Annotated in this window: 14 protein-coding genes; 9 read left to right on the top strand and 5 right to left on the bottom strand. The window is 35.4% G+C overall.

Going from position 1 to position 22697, the window contains the following annotated elements; all coding sequences use genetic code 11:
* Positions 1-18 precede the first annotated feature (18 nt).
* The 6 genes from B2745_RS05590 (at position 19) to B2745_RS05565 (ending at position 10086) form a co-directional block, all read left to right on the top strand.
* Positions 19-1554 carry a RagB/SusD family nutrient uptake outer membrane protein gene (locus tag B2745_RS05590; RefSeq protein WP_304064284.1) on the top strand — a complete coding sequence of 512 codons (1536 nt, stop codon included), beginning with the start codon at positions 19-21 and terminating at the stop codon, positions 1552-1554.
* Positions 1555-1632: 78 nt separating this feature from the next.
* Complete coding sequence (locus B2745_RS05585; RefSeq protein WP_304064283.1) at positions 1633-2694, top strand: glycoside hydrolase family 43 protein; 1062 nt, start codon at positions 1633-1635, stop codon at positions 2692-2694.
* A 1-nt stretch (position 2695) separates the two neighbouring features.
* Positions 2696-3745, top strand: a complete 1050-nt coding sequence (locus tag B2745_RS05580) for a glycoside hydrolase family 43 protein (protein ID WP_304064282.1) — start codon at positions 2696-2698, stop codon at positions 3743-3745.
* A 20-nt stretch (positions 3746-3765) separates the two neighbouring features.
* Positions 3766-4848, top strand: coding sequence for a cellulase family glycosylhydrolase (locus B2745_RS05575; RefSeq protein ID WP_304064281.1), 1083 nt, complete (start codon positions 3766-3768; stop codon positions 4846-4848).
* A 40-nt stretch (positions 4849-4888) separates the two neighbouring features.
* The gene (locus B2745_RS05570; RefSeq protein WP_304064280.1) at positions 4889-8932 is read left to right on the top strand and encodes a hybrid sensor histidine kinase/response regulator transcription factor; all 4044 of its coding nucleotides are present in this window, start codon (positions 4889-4891) and stop codon (positions 8930-8932) included.
* A gap of 5 nt (positions 8933-8937) precedes the next feature.
* Entirely contained in the window at positions 8938-10086 is a 1149-nt protein-coding gene (locus B2745_RS05565; RefSeq protein WP_304064279.1) for an aldose epimerase family protein, read from the top strand.
* 369 nt (positions 10087-10455) lie between these two features.
* Here the strand turns inward: B2745_RS05565 and B2745_RS05560 are convergent, their stop codons facing one another.
* Positions 10456-13704, bottom strand: coding sequence for an amidohydrolase family protein (locus B2745_RS05560; protein ID WP_304064278.1), 3249 nt, complete (start codon positions 13702-13704; stop codon positions 10456-10458).
* Positions 13705-13769: 65 nt separating this feature from the next.
* Between B2745_RS05560 and B2745_RS05555 the strand changes: the two genes are divergently transcribed.
* Positions 13770-15656: a RecQ family ATP-dependent DNA helicase gene (locus B2745_RS05555; protein WP_304064277.1), complete on the top strand. Its 1887-nt coding sequence runs from the start codon at positions 13770-13772 to the stop codon at positions 15654-15656.
* Here the strand turns inward: B2745_RS05555 and B2745_RS05550 are convergent.
* Together B2745_RS05550 and B2745_RS05545 are read right to left on the bottom strand one after the other, a co-directional pair.
* Entirely contained in the window at positions 15641-16510 is an 870-nt protein-coding gene (locus tag B2745_RS05550) for a glycosyltransferase family 2 protein (protein WP_304064276.1), read from the bottom strand. The two genes, B2745_RS05555 and B2745_RS05550, sit on opposite strands and share 16 nt — an antisense overlap.
* 479 nt (positions 16511-16989) lie before the next feature.
* Positions 16990-18036 carry a helix-turn-helix transcriptional regulator gene (locus B2745_RS05545; protein ID WP_304064275.1) on the bottom strand — a complete coding sequence of 349 codons (1047 nt, stop codon included), beginning with the start codon at positions 18034-18036 and terminating at the stop codon, positions 16990-16992.
* Between the two features lie 174 nt (positions 18037-18210).
* Between B2745_RS05545 and B2745_RS05540 the strand changes: the two genes are divergently transcribed.
* The gene (locus tag B2745_RS05540; RefSeq protein ID WP_304064274.1) at positions 18211-18606 is read left to right on the top strand and encodes a hypothetical protein; all 396 of its coding nucleotides are present in this window, start codon (positions 18211-18213) and stop codon (positions 18604-18606) included.
* 64 nt (positions 18607-18670) lie between these two features.
* Here B2745_RS05540 and B2745_RS05535 read toward each other — a convergent pair whose 3' ends face one another.
* Positions 18671-19222, bottom strand: coding sequence for a NifU family protein (locus B2745_RS05535; protein ID WP_026903220.1), 552 nt, complete (start codon positions 19220-19222; stop codon positions 18671-18673).
* 205 nt (positions 19223-19427) lie between these two features.
* Positions 19428-21218 carry a hypothetical protein gene (locus tag B2745_RS05530; RefSeq protein WP_304064273.1) on the bottom strand — a complete coding sequence of 597 codons (1791 nt, stop codon included), beginning with the start codon at positions 21216-21218 and terminating at the stop codon, positions 19428-19430.
* 172 nt (positions 21219-21390) lie between these two features.
* Between B2745_RS05530 and B2745_RS05525 the strand changes: the two genes are divergently transcribed.
* Positions 21391-22665 carry an acetyl-CoA hydrolase/transferase family protein gene (locus B2745_RS05525; RefSeq protein ID WP_026903218.1) on the top strand — a complete coding sequence of 425 codons (1275 nt, stop codon included), beginning with the start codon at positions 21391-21393 and terminating at the stop codon, positions 22663-22665.
* The last annotated feature ends 32 nt before the right edge of the window (positions 22666-22697 follow it).

The following is a 22697-nucleotide window of genomic DNA, read 5'->3' as shown; positions in this document are numbered from 1 at the left end:
ACCTTTAAAAAGAAAATCATGAAAAAATATATCACGATATTAACATTAGCTCTTATAGTCCTCTCGGGATGTAAAAGAGATTTTAATGAAGTTAACCCTAATGCACCAACCATTGCCAGTTTCTGGCGAAATGCCGATGATGCTGTTAGAGGTGTAAATGCTGCTTATGGTACTTTTTATAGAACACCCGGACTTTATTCTCGTTGGATTTATTATCACGGCATATTAAAATCTGATGAAGGTTTTGGTTCTGGAGGAGACGGGGGCCTAAACAACCTGATGCGTTTTAACCAAACCAATTATAATGACGGTTTAACTTCTTTAACATGGGAAACCTTATTTGTTGGTGTTTTTAGAGCTAATCAGGTTATTGCTAATGTTCCAAACATACAGATGGATGAAACACTAAAGAAAAGAGTAATAGCGGAAGCGAAGTTCCTAAGAGCACTTTTCTATTTCAACTTAACTTTATACTTTGGTAACCCACCATTATTACTAACACCATCGCAACCAACAGATGTACCGCCTAATGCTACTACAGCAGAGGCTTATGCACAAGTTGCTAAAGATTTAAACGAGGCTATTCCAGATTTACCACTTTCTTACAGCGGAGATGATTTAGGAAGAGCAACCAGAGGCGCAGCTTATGCTTTATTGGGCAAAACGCATTTACAACAAAAGCAGTATCAATTAGCTTTTAACGCTTTTGATTGGTTAATTACAGGCCCTGGCGCTGCTATTTATCGTTTAACCACCAATTACAGAGACAACTTTATCATCAGCAGAGAAAACAATGAGGAGTCTGTTTTTGAAATTCAGTTTAATGAAAATCTGGCAGAAAATACAGATGATGATGTAGATGAAAGTCGTGTTAATAACACGGGAACTTCTATTGCTCAGTTTTTTGCCCCTCCGGGAGTTGGTTTTTCTGATGGTGGAGCCCGTAGATGGTTAATAGATGAATTTTTACAAGAGCAAACTACCACTGGGCAAAGAGACCCACGTTTAGCAGCTTCATTCATTTATAACTTTACAGACCCTGCTGGTCCGCAAGCAACCATGGTTTATGGAAGAAGCTTTGCAGACCGTTATGGCAATGGCCCTGATGCTAATGGCGTTTGGTTTAGAAAATTATTGAACGACCATTGGAAAGATCAAGAAGGTTTTAGATCTCCAAACAATTACAGATTAATACGTTTTGCCGATGTTTTATTGATGCAGGCAGAATGTTTAAATGGTTTGAACAGAACATCAGAGGCTTATCCTTTGGTAGATAGGGTTAGACAAAGAGCAGGTTTAGCACCTTTATCTGTTGCCAAGCCAAGTTTAAATCAAACACAATTCTTAACCCAGCTTAAACACGAGCGTATTGTGGAATTAGCAGGAGAAGGCTGGCGTTGGGCAGATTTATTAAGATGGGGAGACTTAGGGCCTGCATTAGCAAGCAGAGATGCTGATTTTACAAACTTTGAAGTTGGGAAACACGAGCTATATCCTATACCACAAAGGGATATAGACTTAAATCCAAATTTGAAACAAAACCCAAGATACTAGTATAAAATAATAGGCTTAATAGGTTTAGGCATCCTCCAAAAGAGCCAAACTTATTAAGCCGTTTTAAAACAAGAAATAATGAATGTAAGAGTGATTTTTAGAATTTATATAGTTTATTCATTAGTTTTTTGGTTAGGATGTAAAAGTAGTGATAAACCTGTTGTAGAGCCTTTTGTGCCACCACAGGAAACTACTTTTACAAATCCTTTAATTACCGGTGCAGACCCATCAGTTTACCAAAAAGATGGTACTTATTATTACATGCATACGGTAGGAAACGCTATCAGATTATGGAAAACAGATGCAATGTCTAAAATTTCATCAGCGCAAGCGGTAACCGTTTTTACACCAACTAACGGGCAGCCTAATTCAAGAAATATTTGGGCACCAGAACTATTCTTCTTAGATAACAAATGGTATATCTATTACACAGCGGGTAATGGCGAGGACAGAACACAGCGTACTTGGGTACTAGAAAATAGTAATGCCGACCCAACTACCGGAACTTGGGTAAATAAAGGTAGAATTTTTAATACCGATACTGATTTTTGGGCTATTGATGGTACCGTTTTAGAACATAATGGCCAAAGGTATTTTCTTTGGTGTGGAAGACCAGACCCAAATAATGCAGATTTAACACAGAACATTTACATCGCAAAGATGACCAATCCCTGGACATTGGAAGGCTCATCTACCCGTTTAACTACGCCACAATTTGCTTGGGAGAGAAATGGTTTTGGCGTTAATGAAGCTCCTCAGGTTTTAACTATCAATAACAAAGTATTTATGGTTTATTCTGCAAGTTTTTGCGGAACAGATGATTATGCATTGGGGATAATGAGTTTAAATGATGGCGGTAATCCGCTCAATTTAAACGATTGGGTAAAACGCAATCAGCCTGTTTTTACTAAAAAGCCGCAAAGTGGAGCTTATGGGCCAGGGCATAATTCTTTTTTTAAATCGCCAGACGGCAATGAAAACTGGATGATTTACCACGCAAATAGTAATCCTAACCAAGGTTGCGCAGAACAAAGAAACGTGAGGATGCAAAAGATAACGATAGGTGCAGATGGCTTTCCAAATTTTGGAGAACCTGTAGCTATAGGTTTACAAATTACCAAACCTTCAGGAGAGAAATAATATGAAAATACGATTTAAATATATACACAATTATGTGTTGGTGTTGATGCTATTTTTTTGGTACCAGCCCCTAAAAGCTCAAACATTTACCAACCCATTACTAGAGGCCGGTGCAGACCCTTGGAGTATTTACAAAGATGGTTATTACTACTATACCCATACTTTACAAGACAGTATCGTAATTTGGAAAACCAAGAATTTGGCAGAATTGAAAACGGCAGAAAAGAAAACCATTTTTATGCCACCAGCAGGAACCAACTATTCTAAAGAAATATGGGCACCAGAAATTCATTTTATTGAGGGTAAATGGTATGTGTATTTTGCTGCTGATGATGGTAATAATCAAAACCATAGAATGTATGTTTTGGAAAATAATGCTGCCAATCCTTTTGAAGGAAATTGGGTATTTAAAGGAAAAGTACATGACAAAACAGATAAATGGGCTATAGATGGTTCTGTATTTTACCACAAAAATAAGTTGTATATGGTGTGGTCTGGTTGGGAGGGAGATACCAATGGAAAGCAAGAAATTTTTATTGCCAAAATGAAAAATCCTTATACCATAAAAGGTAAACGCTATAAAATATCAACACCACAATTAACATGGGAGCTTCATGGAGATTTAAACGACCCAAATAATCCGCCACATGTAGCTGTAAATGAAGGTCCGCAAATCCTGAAAAATGGAGATAAAACCTTTATCATTTACTCGGCAAGTGGTTGTTGGACAGATTTTTATGCCTTAGGGATGCTTAGTCTAAATGGTAAAAACGTCCGTAAAGCTAGTTCATGGGAGAAAAATCAACAACCTGTTTTTAAACAATCGCCAGAAAATGGCGTGTACGCACCAGGGCATAATTCTTTCTTTAAATCTCCTGATGGTACAGAAGACTGGATATTGTATCATGCAAATTCGGCTCCGGGGCAAGGTTGCGGTGGTCACAGATCTCCACGAGCACAAAAATTCACTTGGAATGCAGATGGTACACCAAACTTTAACACCCCTGTTAAGACAGGAATAGCACAAAAAAATCCCTCTGAAAATAAATAGGAAACAAAATTTTAGCAGATATGAAAAAGAAAAACATCATTAAACTGATACTTTTATTCTTGTGTTTAAGCAGCACCATCAAAGCACAAGATACTACGGTAAGTGTTATTGGCAAAGTATGGCCAATAGAAAAAGCAAAAGCTTGGTATAGTAAACATAAATGGATAAATGGGGCTGATTTTTTACCAAGTACCGCTATCAATCAATTAGAAATGTGGCAGGCCGAAACTTTTGACCCAGCTACCATAGATAAAGAATTGGCTTGGGCAAAAAACATTGGCTTTAACACCATGCGAGTATATTTACATAGCATAGCTTGGGAAAAAGATCCATCGGGTTTTAAAAATAGGGTAGGACAATACCTTTCTATAGCTCAAAAACATGGTATCAAAACCATATTTGTTTTTTTTGATGATTGCTGGAATAAACAAGGCTTCGCAGGCAAACAACCAGAACCTAAAATAGGTATCCATAACTCTGGTTGGGTACAAGACCCCGGAGACCCAGCTTCAAAAAATGCTAGTAATTTTCCGGCTCTAGAGAAATATGTAAAAGATGTGATGACGCATTTTAAAACCGATGAAAGAATATTATTATGGGATTTGTATAATGAACCGGGAAACTCTGGTAAATTAAATACATCGTTCCCATTATTAAAAAGCGTTATAACTTGGGCTAGGGCAGTAGAACCACAGCAACCTATAAGTATTGGTCTTTGGGCATGGAATTTTCATGCATTAAATGCCATGCAAGCTTTAAACTCTGATATCATCACCTATCACAATTACGAAGAGCCAGATTTACATAAAAGAGTAATAGATATGTTAAAAGCTTTTGGCAGACCCATGATATGTACAGAGTATATGGCAAGAACCAGAAATAGCAGATTTGCGAACATCATGCCGATGCTTAAGAGAGAAAATATAGGCGCCATAAACTGGGGTTTGGTAGCAGGTAAATCTAATACCATTTATGCTTGGGATACACCTTTAGAAAACGGAGAACAACCTATAGAATGGTTTCATGATATCTTCAAAAAAGATGGTACACCTTACCGTAACGATGAAGTAGAGTTGATTAAAAAGTTAAACGAAATCAAGTAAATGCATTAACTTAGAACACATACTATTTAAAGCCAATTTAATGCCTCCATATTTCGTAAAATCATGTTTTATTTGGTTGCTTTTGCTTTGCCTGGGCTCTCAGGATGCGCTAGCACAAAAAATGTTTTTCAGAAATTATACCGTTTCAGACGGTTTATGTGCCAATACCATTTGGGATATTGCGCAAGACGAGCAGGGCTTTATGTGGTTTGGAACCAAGTATGGACTTAATAGATTTGATGGTTACGAGTTTAAATCTTTCCAGTTTAACAAAAATGTAGCAGGTACTATTGGGAATAACTTTATCAGAAAAATTTTTAAGTATGATAAGTTCACCTTTTGGATAGGTACGGATGAAGGTATTTATATTTTTAATCTTAAAACAGAAAAATTTAAGCTTTTTGAGCCCTTGGGGAAGATATTCATCAATGATATTTTTAGGTCTAAAAAAGGACAAATTTGGATAGCAACTAAAGAAAAAGGCGTTTATAGCTATCAGCCTAGTTCAAATAAACTTATTCAGTTTAGTCATCGCCCAAAGGTAAATAACAGTATTTCATCTAATGAAGTATCAAAAATTATTGAAGATAAGGCTGGGCATATTTGGATAGGAACCTATGGCAAAGGTATAGATGTGCTTAACCCCAAAACCAGAGAGATGAAGCATTATAAAGCTTCTTCTGCACCCGGTAGCCTTTCTAATGATGTTATTTTAGATTTATATCTTGACCATGAAGGGCATATTTGGGTGGGTACCATGTCTGGTGGACTTAACCTATGGGACGAGGAAGCCCAGAAATTTAAGGTTTACCAAAAATCTGGAAAGCAAAGTATCAGTGATAATATCGTAAGAAGTATCTATCAGCCAAAACCAGGACTTCTTTATTTAGCAACAGAAAAAGGGCTTAATATCTTCGATATCAAAAGCAATAAATTTGTTAATTATCAAAATAAAAATAATGACCCCTACAGTTTAAGTGATGATGCAGTTTACCGAGTTTTTAAAGATAAAGAAGGTGGTATTTGGGTTGGTACTTATTTTGGTGGTTTAAACTATTATCATGAAAAAGCCCTCGGCTTAGAATATTATTACCCTTCTGGGGTTAGCAATTCGCTTTCTGGAAATGCCGTAAGTGCTTTTTTAGAAACCAGAAACGGAAATTTTTGGATAGGTACAGAAGATGGGGGCTTAAACTTATTTAACAAGACTGATAAGACTTTTCAGAAATATCCTTTTAGTAAAAATCAGGATTCTCTTTCTTACCATAATATTCATGCCCTTTACGAAGATAAAGCTGGCCATATCTGGATAGGGATGTATACCGGTGGATTGAATATTCTTAATCCAAAAACAGGGAAAATAAAGCGCTATAAAAGTAAACCATCAAACCCAAAAACTTTAAGTGATAATAGTATTTATGCTATAGATGAAGACCGCGAAGGAAGAATTTGGGTATCAACCATATCGGGTTTAAACCTGTACCATCCAGAAAGCGATTCTTTTATCCGTATACAAGAAAAATATTTAGCTAAAAGCTGTATCTATCAGGTTTATCAAGATAAAGATTTGGTTTTATGGATAGCTACTTATGATAATGGCTTAATCAAAATTGATAAAAAAGGTAAGCTTAAACAATACGCCTATGCCCCCAAAGAGGGCGCTATAAGTTCTAATAAAGTTATTTCTATTTTAGATGATGATAAAGGCAATTTATGGCTAGGTACAGATGGTGGTGGCTTAAACGTTTTTAATAAAAAAGCAGAGAAATTTACCGTTTACGACGAACGTTATGGCATTACAACAGATGTTGTTTATGGAGTGCTAAAAGATGAAAAATCTAACCTTTGGATATCTTCCAATAGTGGTATTTTTGAGCTCAATACTCTTAATAATACCACTCGTAATTTTGGACGATGGGATAACCTGCAAAGCCAGCAATACAACTATAAATCTTATTATAAAAGTAAAGATGGCAAGCTGTATTTTGGAGGTATAAATGGTTTTAATGCTTTTTATCCGCAGAAAATTAAAACTGCTACACAGCCTACTAAGGTAGCATTTACCAATTTCCAATTGTTTAATAAAGATATTGATTTATCAGATGATGATAGCCCTATCAAGCAAACCATAAATTTTGCTCAAAATATAGTCCTTAATCATAATCAATCTGTTATCAGTATAGAATATGCCGCTTTAAGCTATGTTTCGCCAAACAAAATCAGATATTCTTTCATTATGGATGGTTTTGATAAAGATTGGAATAATGTTGGTTCGCAAAGAAAAGCTACTTATACCAATTTGCCTGCCGGAGATTATGTTTTTAAAGTTAGAGAGTCTGATACCGCCACGGGAAATACCACCAATATCTCTACTGTACAATTAACCATTTTACCACCATTTTATAAAACCATTTGGGCTTACATGGTTTACGCCATTTTAGCCATCCTATCCTTTATCCTCTTCAAAAAATACGCTACAGAAAAAGCTAGAAAAGAAAATGAAATTAAGCTAGAGCGATTAAAAAATAAAAGCGAGCAGGATTTCTACAAGCAAAAGATAGAGTTCTTTACAGCTATGGCACATGAAATTAGAACGCCGCTTTCTTTAATTATAGCACCATTAGAAAGGTTATTAGGTAAAAAACAAAAAGACCCAGAAAGCGAAGAGCAACTTCAAATTATGGAAGAAAACTCTGATAGACTGTTAACTTTAGTTAATCAGCTGTTAGATTTTAGAAGAATAGAAAGTGATATTTTTGAGATACACAAAGAACAAATAGAGCTGGTTTCTTTTATCAATAATTTAAAAGAGCGTTTTTCTTCTATTTCTTATCAAAAAGGTGTCGATTTTTCTTTAGAAACTGCTCACCAACATTTAGAAATGATGGCAGACCCAGAAGCCTTGATGAAAATCATGAGCAACCTCTTGATTAATGCTTTTAAGTTTACCAGAAAAAAAGTCAGTATCAGTATTAATGGTATAGCAATGATAGATAACCAAGCTATGGTTTCTATTTCTATTGAGGATGACGGTATTGGTATCCCTAAAGATCAAATCAACTCTATTTTTACCAAGTTTTTTAAAGTAAGCACTGCAGAACATCAATACAGTAATTTAGGCGGTACAGGTATAGGTTTGGCATTAGCTAAATCATTAATAGAAAAGCATCAAGGAAAATTATTGGTAGATAGCCAAGAGGGTTTAAAAACTGTTTTTACCATTTTAATTCCTTTTCAGGAGAAAGAAGAAGTACAACATGCTTTAGATAGGGTTGAAGAACTAGAATCAGAGCAACATGATGGTAAACCAGTTGTTTTAGTTGTAGAAGATGATCAATCTTTACTCAATTTCTTGTCTCAAAGTTTGGTTTCAGAAGGTTATCATCCTATTAAAGCAAATAACGGACAAGAAGGTTTAAAACTATTGGAACAACATCATGTAGATTTAATTATTTCTGATGTGATGATGCCTGTAATGGATGGCATAAGTTTTTGTAAAGAGGTTAAAAACGATATCAATTACAGTCATTTACCTATTATTTTACTTACAGCAAAAACCAATTCAGATGCAGAAATAGAAGGATTAGAAAGTGGTGCTGATGCATATATTGCTAAACCTTTTAAATGGAAGCAATTATCTTTAATAGCTCGTAATTTAATAGAGCTTCAGGCTAATTTAAAGCAACGTTTTGCGCAACATCCTTTTGAGAGTACAGAAATTTTAGCGTCGGGTACTAAAGATAAAAAGTTCTTAAATAAGCTTATAGAAGCTATAGAGTTGCGTATATCAGACCCATTACTTTCTGTAGAAGAGTTAGGTAAAGAACTGGGTTTAAGCAGGTCAAGCTTATATAAAAAGGTAAAAGGTATGACAGGCTATGTACCTAATGAGTTCATCAGAATTATAAGGCTAAAGAATGCTGCTAAATTATTAACTACTCAAGATTATAATATCTCTGAGGTTGGTTATATGGTTGGCTTTAGTTCGCATTCTTACTTTTCTAAATGCTTTTATCAGCAATTTAAATTAACACCAACAGAATTTGCCGACCAGCATCGTACAACAATTCAAACTAATACTTGACGAAAATGAATATTTTAAAAATAAGCTTTATGGCTATGTTAGCTTTGCTGATATATGCTTGCCAACAACCCAAAACAACACAAAATAGTACACAAGAACAGCTACCTAACTACGCAGCAGCTTTTGATACCTTGATAGATGGAAAAGAAGTTAAATGCTATCAGTTAATCAATAAGAATAAGATGAAAGCCGTATTTACCAATTATGGTGGTAGGTTGGTGAGTTTATTAATCCCCACACAAGACACTTCTTTTGTAGATGTTGTGGTAGGCTTTAAAAGTATTGATGATTATATAACATCTACAGAACCTTATTTTGGAGCTACCATTGGGCGTTATGGCAACCGTATAGCAAAAGGTAAATTCTCTATAGATGGGGTAAATTATCAGCTAGCCATAAACAACCCTCCCAATAGTTTGCATGGTGGTAAAAAAGGTTTTCAATATGTAGTTTGGGATGCTAAACAAATAGATAATCAAACTTTAGAACTTAGCTATCTATCTCCAGATATGGAAGAAGGATATCCTGGTAATCTAGCTATTAAAGTAATTTATAAGCTTAATGATGATAATGAGCTAATCATGCAATATGAAGCATCAACAGATAAAAAAACTGTGGTTAATTTAACCAACCACGCTTTCTTTAATTTAAATGGCGAGGGAAGCGGAGATATATTAAACCATCAATTACAAATAAACGCTAAAGCTTTTACGCCTGTTGACAGTACTTTAATACCTACCGGAGAAATAGTACCTGTAAAAAATACTCCTTTTGATTTTACAGAGCTAACGGCTATTGGAGCCAGAATTAATTTACCTGATGAGCAATTAAAAAATGGTAAAGGTTATGACCATAATTATGTTCTACAAAGCAAGCCTTCTGAAAAAATGATTTTGGCGGCTAAAGTTATGGGAGATAAAACTTCAATCACTATGGAAGTTTTTACAACCGAGCCGGGCTTGCAGTTTTATAGTGGCAATTTTATGATGAGTAAAAACTCATTTAAAGGAGGGGCTAAAGATGATTTTAGGACAGCATTTTGTCTGGAAACACAACACTTTCCAGATTCCCCTAATCAGCGAGCTTTTCCTTCCACTATATTAAAACCTGGGGATCTTTATAAAACACAGTCTAAATATCGTTTTAGCTGGTAAAAATAATACCATCTAACTTTCTGCTTTTTAGAGTTAGTTAGATGGTTCTTTGGTGAGATTGTTAGACTTAAATATTATTTAATATTATAAAACGATACCTTAAACATAAAATATTAATTTTCAGGCATCTTTCTACCTATTACTTATACCCCTAAAAAAGAGCCCCTCAGGCGATAGAGGCAGACAAATACCATCACAAAGGAAACTAAGCTAACAAACATAATTTTTATCCTAACAAATCACAATCACCACCCAGCTCCGTATCCTCTGCGCCCTCCGCGGATAAAACATTAAAAGATAAAACCTCACCGTTAAGTTAATACCTAACCATCTAACCAACTAACCACCTAACCATCTAACACCTAACCCCTAATCACACTCCGGAACGGTAAAAGTCCAGGTTTGTACTTCACCACCAGGTACTAGATAGTTCTCTGTTTTACTGTACTGCCACCAAAATTTACCTCTAGGTTGTATGTTATCGCCTAGCTCTCGCATGGTTTCTCCTTCAAATAAGCGACCATTTACCATCACATACTGTATGCTTTCTGTATTTCTGATATCTTCCAATGGGTTTTCATTCAGCACAATTAAATCTGCCAGTTTGCCTTTCTCTAGAGAGCCAATTTCTTTGCTCATACCTAAATAATCTGCACCGTTAATGGTAGCAGCTTTAAGAACTTCATGAGCGCTCATACCGCCTTGTGCCAACATCCACAGCTCCCAGTGGGCACCTAAACCTTGTAATTGCCCATGCGCACCTAAATTTACTTTAGTGCCACCAGCAGCTATTTGATTTACGGCTTTAGAGACTTCTATATGGCCATAATCGCCATATTCAGAAGTATTTCTCCTTCTAGATCTCGGGTCTATGATAGAACGAGGAACAAATTCTGCAAGTTTTTCATTCTCCCAAACATTGGTTCTATCGTACCAGTAATTCTCTCCAGACTGCGCCCCATAAGAAACAATTAAAGTTGGGGTATAAGCCGTTTTACTGGCATTCCAGAAAGTGGTAACATCTTTATAGATAGGCACTATAGGGATATTGTGTTCTATACCGGTATGCCCGTCGGCAATCATATTCATGTTATGGAAAAAAGTAGAGCCACCTTCTGGCATCACTTCCATTTTAAGTTCTCTAGCAGCTTGTAAAACTTGTTGCCTTTGCTCTCTTCTAGGTTGGTTATAAGATTTTACAGAAAAAGCACCAACCGCTTGCATCCTTTTTAAATGAAACCTGGCATCGTCTATATTATTGATAACGGCTTTAAAATCACCATCTGCACCATATAATATGGTCCCTGTAGAGTATAATCTCGGACCTACTAAACGGCCTGATTTAATCATCTCTGCTTGGCTAAAAACCATTTCTGTATTGCTTGAGGGGTCATGAGCGGTGGTAACCCCGTAAGCTAGATTGGCAAAGTACGACCAATCTTGTTGCGGACTGATACCATCCGGACTGGTGTGTAAATGTGCATGTACATCAATAAAACCAGGGATAATGGTTTTGCCATACATGCCATAAACTTTTGCATCAGCCGGGATATTAACTTCGCTTTCTTTGCCCAACGCTATAATTTTGTTGTTTTCTATAAGGATAGTGCCGTTTTCTATCACTTCTTTATCCTTCATGGTGATGATTCTGGCACCTTTTAAAGCAATTTTACCGCTAGGTACAGCTGTTTTAAGTTTTAAATCAATAGGTAAACCTAAGCTATCTGTTTTGGTAATTTTGCTGCCCGGTTCATCTACAAAATCAAAAGCATCTTTAATTTCTCGGGTATAATATTTCGGCCCTAAGGTCCAGTGGATAGCTTTACTATCTTTACTCCAATGTACATAGCTGCCTGCATCTTTGCTAAGCTTTTTAAGGGGATAGGCTTTTTGATTGGCAGATAAATCTATGTTTTGAACGTTTTGGAGTAAAGGTACTAGATACACATTAAACAATTCTTGAAAAGCTAGCCATTTACCATCCGGACTAGGGATAAAATCTGTTGTGTAGGTAGAGGTATAATGAGTTTTGTTGTGGTTACCATTTAAATCGCAGCTGCTTAATGTTTTTTTACCATTTTCTCTGGCTTGGTAATAAATGCGGTTATCTTGCTCATTAAACATGGGTTTTATACCTCTCTTGGTGATGAATGTTGCTTGTCCGCCATTAGCAGATACCACATAAATTCCGGGGTTCTTACCAAAAGTGTACCCTAAAACATCATTCCCAACACCTTTTACATATACAATTTGGTCTCCTTTGTTATTAAATTTTGGCGAATAGTAAAAGCCACGCTCCGGACTGATGGTGGTGCTTCTTTTTGTTTTTAAATCTATTTTTTGGATAGTTCCACGGAGCTCATCGTTCCAGGTAGTGTACACGATAAATTTTCCGTCAGGACTAAAAGAGGGTTCAAACTCCCAATCGCTTCCATTGGTTAACCTTTCTACTTTTCCGCTGGGCAGGGTTTTGGTGTAAATATATCCTGCAGCATTAAAAGCTACCATTTTACCATCGGGAGAGGTAGCCAACTGCCGGATCATTTTAACATCAAAATCATCAGTAAAAACAGTTTGGTTAAACCTTACAGCATCAGCTATATTTTGTTTAACGTTTACTTGGAAAGGAATTTCAGAAACCATTAAATTTTGTACATCAACTTTTTTGATTTTCCCTTTGGCATAAAAAATTAAAGAGCGGTTATCTGGTGTCCAGTTAAAATTGGGGTATACGCCAAAAATTGCCCAAGCTTCTTGCTGGTCTCTGGATAAATCATCATAAACAGGATATTCTTCTCCGGTTTCTAGGTTATGCACAAAAAGCTGAGACTTTAAACGTACTCGTTTTACAAAAGCTAGCATTTTACCATCTCTAGAAACTTGCGGACGAACAGCACCACCTGGTCCTCCCACTACTGTTTCTATACTACCGTCACTAAAATTGAGTTTTTTTATGGCATAAATATCACCGTTAGGATCTTTATTGTATTGGAAATAAGGACCCGGACTAACATCCTCGCTAAAATAAACCGATGCGCCATCTGGTGAAGTATGTGGTTCGCCTAAATCTTGCTGGTCGTTTTTCCTTTTGGTGAGTTGGATACCCTCTAAGCCGCCAGAAATATGATACATCCAAAGCTCGCCAGCACCTAAAGAACGATAGCCCGTATAGTGCTTCCTAGCGATGATGTATTTGCTATCCGCTGTCCAAACGGCATTATTTAGCAGGCGGAAGTCTTCTTTAGTAACTTGTTTTTTTCCTGTACCATCACTATTCATCATCCAGATGTTATCGCCACCATTTTTATCGCTGGTAAAAGAAATATATTTTCCATCGGGCGAGTAGCGGGGTTGTACTTCCCATGCAAAACCTCCGGCTAGCAATTCTGCACTTCCTCCGGTAATAGGTATTCTGTAAATATCACCTAAAAGGTCAAATATGATGTGTTTTCCATCCGGACTAACATCTAAATTCATCCAGGTTCCTTCATCGGTAGTAAAAGATAATGGTTTTAAAGCAGTACCCGGTTTTTCTATATTCCATTTTTGATTTTCTTGTGCTAACGCTGCCGTAGCAAAAGCACAAAGAAAAAGACTTAGTTTTAGAAAATTTTTCATCACAAATACATCTTAATAAAGCTGCAATTTAATAAATTTTATAGCTTTGGTAGGCTTGGCTTCTTATGACGATACATGAAATTTTAAAGCAATATTGGGGTTACGATAGTTTTAGACCACTTCAAGAGGATATTGTAACTGCCGTATTAAACAAAAATGATACATTGGCACTGCTACCTACCGGAGGAGGTAAATCTATATGCTTCCAGGTTCCGGCTATGGCTATGCCCGGTATTTGTATTGTAGTTTCGCCATTAATTGCCTTGATGAAGGATCAGGTAGAGAATTTACAAAAAAAAGGAATCAATGCCATAGCCATCATATCAGGCATGGGAAAACGGGAGATTGATATTGCTTTAGATAATTGTATTTATGGGCCTGTTAAATTCTTATACATATCGCCAGAAAGATTAGCTACCGATTTGGTGCGGGAACGCATCAAGCACATGAAGGTAAATTTGTTTGCGGTAGATGAAGCCCATTGTATATCGCAATGGGGCTATGATTTTAGACCTCCTTATCTACAGCTTACCGCTATCAGAACTTTGCATCCAGAGGTACCCATGTTGGCTTTAACAGCTTCGGCTACAGAGCAGGTACAGGCAGATATCATGCAAAAGCTGGATTTTAAACATCCAAAGGTTTTTAGAAAAAGCTTTGAACGTACTAACCTTTCTTACTCGGTTTTAAACCTGGAGAATAAGCTTCAAAAATTAATTGAAATATGCCAAAAAGTACCTGGAAGTGGTATTGTTTACGTAAAAACCAGAAAAGATACCGTAGAAATTGCCAAATATCTTTACCAATATGGTATTAGCGCTAGTTATTACCATGCAGGTTTAGATGCCGATGCTAGAAGTAAAAGCCAACAAATGTGGATTAGCAGCCAACTCAGGATAATGGTGGCTACCAATGCTTTTGGTATGGGGATAGATAAGCCCGATGTGCGTTTGGTGATACATTACGAGATGCCTGAGAGTTTAGAAGCTTATTATCAGGAAGCGGGTAGAGCAGGCAGAGATGAGCAAAAGGCTTTTGCCGTTTTACTCTATCAAAAAATAGATAAATTATTGTTTGAGAAACGCTTCGAGCAGAATTTCCCGCCGTTAGAAGAGGTGAGGAGATACTACCACTTATTATGTAACTATTTACAGATACCTTTTGAAGCCGGTGAGGGGGTGATGTATGAGTTTCAGGTGGGTGATTTTTGTCAGAAATTTCAGCTCGATGTGATTACCGCTTTAAGTGCTGTGAAAACGTTAGAGCAAAATGGTTATATAACTTTAAGCGAGCAGGCTTTGTTGCCCAGCAGAATTCAGTTTTTGGTTAACGGAGAGGATTTATACAAATTTCAGGTAGAGCAAGCCCGTTATGATTTATTTATCAAAAGTATTTTAAGAATATATGGTGGTGCTTTTGATTATTTTGTGGCTATCAAAGAGGTTGATTTAGCCTCTAAAAACCAAATCAGGTTTGATGATGTGGTGAAGATGCTGCAAGAACTGCATGATTTGGGGGTGATTAGCTACATCAAAAAAACAGATAAGCCTTTGTTAACTTTCTTAAAACCACGTTACAAAACTGAAGACTTATACCTTGATTTTAACTTTTACAAAGAAAGGAAAAACGTTTACCAAACTAAGATGACCGCCATGCTGGCTTATGTAACGCAAGACAAATGCAGAAGCGAGCAAATTCTATCTTATTTTAACGAAACAGATACCAAAGCTTGTGGCATTTGCGATGTTTGTATCCATAAAAAAAGAAGCCTTTTAAAAGCCAAAATGATGGCAACAGTTTTAGAAAACCTGGCCGTTAAACCATTAAGTTTGGAGGATTTGGTAAAAACTATAAAAATGGGTTCAGAGAAGGATAAACTAAACGTGATAAGACTTTTACTAGAAGCCGGAGATATTTTTAAATCTGAAGAGGGATATCAGCTTAAGCAATAATGTAAATGTAATAGCTTGTATAACTGTAGCTTTTTGATGCTTGTAGCGTTTGGTTTTTCTTGTTCCAGATTTTTTCTTAAACGAGACTTTAAACCTGCTAATAAATGCCATAAACCAGTTTTCTTATATAATAAGTAAATACGGATAAGCGGTATTTCTTTCAAAATAATTTCATATTGTGGCAATTGCATCAGTTGTGCTAGATTTTGAACAGCGTCCTCAGTATCTGCCATAAATTGCTGATTTGTTTTTAACTGTAGATGGATAACTGGATTATCGGAATTTTTGATGGTATAACCTTTAGCCTTTGCCGTTAAGCCAAAAACAACATCTTCATAACCATAATGGGTTAAGCGTTCATCAAATTGTAGGGCTTTAAAAACTTCCTTTTTGATAAGGAAATTAGAGCTATGAAAAGCTTGTTTTGAGGCAAGCATTTCTACTTTAGTACCGTAATAATGGTGTAATAAATATTCCTTATTTAAGCATTCGGGATAATTGCGTAAGCCACAAACAAGATCAGCGGCAGGGTTTTGTTGAACAAAATTGAGGTAGTTTTTGATAAAGTTAGGATGTTTAATACAGCTATCTCCATCTAAAAATAATAAAAAAGGGTAGGAGGCTTTTGCTGCTAAAAGATTTCTAATGGCCGATCTTCCGATATTTTTATCCAAAAAAATAATGTTAAAATATGCCTTATTAAATTGGTTTAAGTAGTTTTTATAGGGAGTTAAAGAGGCATCATCAATAACAATAATTTCGAAATCTAAGGGTAAGCTTAAACACTGCAGTTCTAATTCTAGAAACAGCGTTTGGTTGATAAAATTATAATGCGGAACAAGTATAGAAAGCACTTTGCAAAATACAATTCTTTAAGCTTAATTAGATAATGCTCTAAAACGTAAAAATTTTATCACTATTCAATTTATTGATAAAGAGTATTTTATAATTGTTTTGAAGATGCTTAAATTTATGTCATAAGTTACGGTGCCCAATATGCGAAGGTTAAACAAAGGGTGTCGTAGCTTATTTCAATTCGTTTTTTATTTCTATCTATCCAGAGAGAGCACTCTGTTTCTGGAGTGCTCTCATTTTTTTACAATAACCTTAATGATAAATATAACCAGTAGGGTAAAAACAATCCAGAAGCTTAAGATTAAATAATCTATATCATGCGTGTAAAGCTGGCTAGAAGCCATTAAAAAAATAGAAATGGTGATAATAAGTAAAATGATAACAATGCGCATATAAATAGACATGCTGCAATATTAAGGGCATCTTACTTATTATTTAAGCTTTTGCTTAATTAGACTATTATTATTATGCTTATGAGTTATAAATTTAAACGATTTGACTTTTTAGATATATTTTTTATTTGTTGAGATAACTCTTTAGGATTTAATCCGTAGGCTTCTTTAAAAATTCTAGAAAAATAACTTTTATTAACAATACCTATTTGAGCTGCTATCTCACTAATATTTAATTCTCCTAAAATAAGCTGATCGCGGGCAAATTCTAATCTCAAATTTCTAAGATAATTATTAACAGATGTGCCAAACAAATGCTGGAAACCTTCTTGTAACTTGGTTGTATTGGTACCTACTCTTTTAGCTAAATCTTTAATCGTAATAGGGTTGGCTAGTTCTGTTTTAAGAATATGTGCTGCTTCTTCAATTTGTCTTAAATCTGCTTTCCTAAGTATTTGTTTTCTCGAATCGTTACGCTGGTCGTCTTCAAAATCTTGAATCTGTATGCTTAAAATTTCGTTGGCTTTACCTTCTAAAAGCAATCTTCTGGCAAAGCCTGTTTGTTTGGACGAGTTAATATCTTGTATACATTTAGCCATAGCCAAACTATAATTACCATGGTAATAAAATAAATGTTTAGCTCTTAAATCCTTAAAAACACTTCTTAACCTTTTATCCAAATTATTAATATCGCAGTCTATTTTGGTTTTAAAATCAGTACGGTTTATTTCCAAACTATTCATCCTGATTTGGATGTTTTTAGGGAAGATTAAAACATGTCCGTTTTTAGAAGAGCTGGAAACAACCACATTCTGGAATTGGTCTATTTGATGGAGGTCTTCTTTTTCTTCAAATCTATGTTTTAAAAAGCCCTCGCTGCAATAAATAAATTTTAAAGGGTGGATGTTATTTAAAGAGAAATGAATACTTACCTCTTCTTTAAAAAAGCAATTATACTCTATAAGTCCAAAACCTTGCGTAAAATTAATTCCTCTAATTAATCCTTTACCGTAGGCTGTGGGTATGTTTAAGATATATTCGTTACAGTTCTTATCATAAGAAGTTTTCATTTCTTCTGCTAGGTTGGCTATTACATCTTTAAGAGGTAACGATCTTACAAAGAGCTCTATCATGGCACTAGTAGTTATAAATTTGTTATTTAAATCAAATAAATACTTACAATTCAATTGCCAGAAATGTCAAAAAGGTTTAAAAACGAAGGATAAAATGTTTGATTTAAAGCAGTTTAGATATTGGAATGATTTTTTAAGTATTTAATCAACATTTACTAAATAATTGATACACTTATGAAAACATCCATTTTAACAGCAGCAATACTAGCAGGTTCTTTTGCTTATGCTACAACAGTACACTCATTGTATGATAATACAGTCATTTATAGTCATCAGCTTCGGGCAGATACTGTAGATATGGGGAAGAAGAATAAAAATAACCAAAGTAGTAGAGATACAACAGGGAAGCCTATTTTAAAATCGGCACCTGTACCCGGTGGTTCTTCTATTCCTGATCCTAAATATCCTATACCTCCTTATCCAACGGATACGGTTAAAGTAAACCCCGATGCAACTAAAAACCCCAATAAACAGCCGGTTTTACCTACTCCTGTACCTACTCCAAGTCAGCCTAATCCGCCAACATCATCTCCTGTTCCTATACAGCCTGGTACGCCACCACAACCTTAATGGCATTAAAAAAGGGATAGCTGATGATAAGCGTATCCCTTTTTCTATAATCTAACAAAAATGTTTAAAGCGCTTCAGAAACTACTTCTTTAACTTCTGGAACCATTCTTTGTAATAAACTTTGGATACCCGATTTTAAGGTAATGGTAGAAGAAGGGCAGCCACTGCAAGAGCCTCTTAATTCTACAGTTACGATACCATCTTCAAAAGATTTGTAACTGATAGCACCACCGTCTTGCTCTACAGCAGGCCTTACATAATCATGTAAAATTTGCTGAATTTTAACTTCTACTTCTGTACCTTCAAAATTCACATTCTCATCCTGTACTTTTTCTTGTACGTTGTATTCTGATTCTACAGCACCCTTAACAAATTCTTTCAAAATAGGCTCAATATCATTCCACTCTGCATCTTCTGTTTTGGTTACCGTAACAAAATTACTAGCGAAAAACACGCCGTTAACAAAACTGAATTTATATAATTCTGATGCAAATCTTGATGCAGATGCACTTTCTTTATTAGGGTAATCTACACTGCCGTTGATTAATAATTTATTAACAATGAATTTCATTGTTGAGGGGTTAGGTGTTGATTCTGTATATACGGTAATATTCATATCCTTAATATTTTTAACAAAAATACTATCCAAATACCTAACCCTATCATGTAGATTTAGTTTTTACTTCATCATGACTGTTTATAGCAACTAAAAAAGCCAATCATACCATGATCCTGGTTGATGATTGGCTTTTAAGAACATTATATACTGATGTGCTTTAGGATTAAGTCTTCCAAAAGACATTTGAAAAAAAATCTATGATTTACGTGTTTTCAGTAGCGAAAATCATCATTTTAAGTTTTTCCTCTGCCTCTTGTAATTCTTTAAGCATCTTGTTTTTATACATATCCGTTTGGTTTTGAATCTCCGGAATAAGCTGTTTATAGTAATGGATACCTTGTTCTAACTGCGCTCTAAACTTGGTATAGTATTTAACCTTTTTGTCAGATAAATCTTGCCAGCTCATGCTGATATCTTTTTTTAGATGCTCTATATACAAATTAAGTTCGTTAATAAACATATTAGAGCGCTCTGTACCAGCCAGTAAATTGATTTTTCCGTAAATGTGTTTTACCATCTCATCTAAAGAAAACTTGCCAGAAAAATAAGCAATATTAGGACCAGGGCAAATGGTTACTGCTTTGCTTTCTTTCGATTTTATCATGTCGTTCTTTAAATAAGCAGAGGTAACTAGGCCCTCGCATAGGCAAATTTTCTCTGTTACTTCGTTTATTTTAGTTTGCAAGTCTTGTTCATCTAAACCACTGTTTTGAAGCGATTTTATTTTTAAGTTTTGATATTTTCTGGAAGCTGTACAAATAGGCTCTTTGGTAAACTCGGTATTAGAAACTAAGTATTTTTTGGTACATGGGCTGCCAGGTTTTCCTTTTGCAATACGCTCTAAACGAAGTTTTTCTGCAGTAGTTTTTCTGAAATTATTAAAAGGAACACCCAAAGGCGATGAGCCGCTGATGTAAAAATCCTCTCGAGTAGCTTCAGCTAAATTGTTAAGCGTTTCTTCATCCACATTGGTAGCTTCCGGAACCAATAAAAACGGACTGCCCCAGCCCGTAGCGTCTAACTCATAATGCTTTAATAAAAAATTGTCTTCTGCTGCTGTACCTATACCACCCTGTACACTTATTTTCATTCGAGGTGTTTCTATATCGCCAGTATAACCTTTTGTCAATAGCGCATTTTTGTACATCCCGGCAAGCTCGGCAAGCATTTCTTGTCTTTTTACCTTAAATTCTTCTAAAATAGGGCCCAATAAATAACCCTCAGTAGCAAAGGCATGGCCGCCACAATTTAATCCCGATTCTATCCTAAATTCTGAAACCCATAAACCTTTTTTTGCTAAGAATTTTGCTTGAATTAGAGCCGATCTAAAATCAGAAACTTTTAAAATAATGGTCTTTTTTATTAGATGGTTTTCATTAGGATAAAAATCTTTGAAATTCTCTAAATGTGCGTATAATCTAGGGTTCATCCCGGCAGATAAAACCACGCCAGCATTTAATTTACTCTCCGCAAAACCTTGTAAAGAAGCCAACGCATCACTCAACTGCTCTTCACCATGGATAGGGCTATTTATTTTATCCACTTTAGCCATAATATTTACATCTATGGCTCCTTTTTGCATGTTATCTTTTAATTGCTTTTGTACAATTGCTTTTATTTCTTCATCTTGAATGTTAAGCATTTGTAAATAAGTTTTTTTAAGTGCAGAGTGATCTGGTTGTAAATCAAAATACCTTGTCAAATCTGTACCAGGCTCAAAAGCTTGTTGTTTTAAAGCTTCAAACTGTTTATCAAGCAAGTCTTGCATCAAGTTTAAATAGGCAGTAATTCTTTTGGCTCTAAAATGCGGTTCGTTATCTTGAATAGGGATATAGTTTTCCTGGTTTTGCTTTGCGTGGTATGCTCGCATTCTTTCTATTAAATGATCATCAACAATAGATACAACAGAAGAAATACCATAACGGCCTACTTTTAGCGGCGTATCAACAGAATATGCTAAACCTAAAACAGGAATATGAAATGTATGACTCATTAAATTATTTTTTTTACGAAATACCGATTAATAATCCTTTTAGAATATGATTTTAGTCACTTAAGCTTTATTTTTTGGTCATATTTAGAGATAAAAGAAACCTTTTTTGATGACGATTGTCATTTTTTATAAGCTTAAAATAAAGCTATTTTGAGCCATAAAATTTAGCCACATGGATGTTCATTATATCAGTGCCGCAGAGGCCGTTAAAGCAGTAAAGTCAGGAGATAGGGTGTTTTTACATGGAAGTGCTGCAACACCTGTACACCTTATAAAAGCCTTACAACATAGGTATCAGGAATTGGAAAATGTTGAATTGGTTAGCATCACCACTTTAGGAGATGTCAATTTTAATGATGAAAAATACAGAAATAGTTTTTTCTTCAATTCCTTATTTGTATCGGCAAATTCCAGAGCGGTAGCTAATAGCCAGTTTGGCGATTATGTACCTGTATTTTTAAGTGAGATACCTATCCTGTTTAACGAAAACTATTTACCTATTGACGTAGCCATTATTCAAGTATCCGTACCAGATAAACATGGTTATTGTTCTTTAGGAACATCGGTAGATATTGCCAGAGCAGCCATAGAAAATGCGAAATATGTGATTGCTCAGGTTAATCCTTTTATGCCCAGAACACACGGAGATGGGTTTATCCATATCAATAAAATAAATGCATTGGTTTGGCAAAAGGCAGAGCTTCCAGAAGTAGATTATGCTACAAAAGCCAGCGATGTAGTGGTGCAAATTGGTAAAAATGTGGCTTCTTTGATAGAAGATGGTTCTACCTTACAATTAGGAATTGGTAGTATTCCAGACCAAGTTCTAAAAAATTTGGTAAACCATAAAAATTTAGGTCTGCATACCGAAATGCTTTCTGATGGAGTAATCCCATTGATAGAAAGTGGCGTTATTGATAATAGTATGAAGAAGCTTAACAGAGGTAAAACGGTTACTTCTTTTATGGTAGGCACCAGAAAATTGTATGATTTTGTGGATGATAATACATCGGTAAGGGTGATGAATATCAATTATGTAAATGATACGAGTGTTATCCGCCAAAACCCTAAAGTAATTGCTATCAATAGTGCCATAGAAATTGATTTAACAGGTCAGGTTTGCGCAGATTCTATAGGAACATACCAATTTTCTGGTATTGGTGGGCAAATGGATTTTATCAGAGGTGCATCTTTATCGCAAGGTGGTAAACCTATAATTGCTTTGCCATCAACTACCAATAAAGGAATCTCCAGAATTGTTCCTTTCTTAAAAGAAGGTGCAGGTGTGGTAACCACCAGAGGACATGTACAATGGGTGGTAACGGAATATGGTATAGTAAATTTGTATGGAAAAAGTTTAAAACAAAGAGGAAGAGCTTTGATAGAAATAGCACATCCAGACCATAGAGAAGCTTTAGAGAAAGCATTTGAGGAGCGATATAAATAATCTTCATAAGTATTTTTATTAGTAATACTTTT

The sequence above is a fragment of the Pedobacter glucosidilyticus genome, from assembly GCF_002483235.1.
GTDB lineage: Bacteria > Bacteroidota > Bacteroidia > Sphingobacteriales > Sphingobacteriaceae > Pseudopedobacter > Pseudopedobacter glucosidilyticum_B.
The sequence above is the reverse complement of the archived record's forward strand: the minus strand, read 5'-3'. Positions and strand labels throughout refer to the sequence as shown.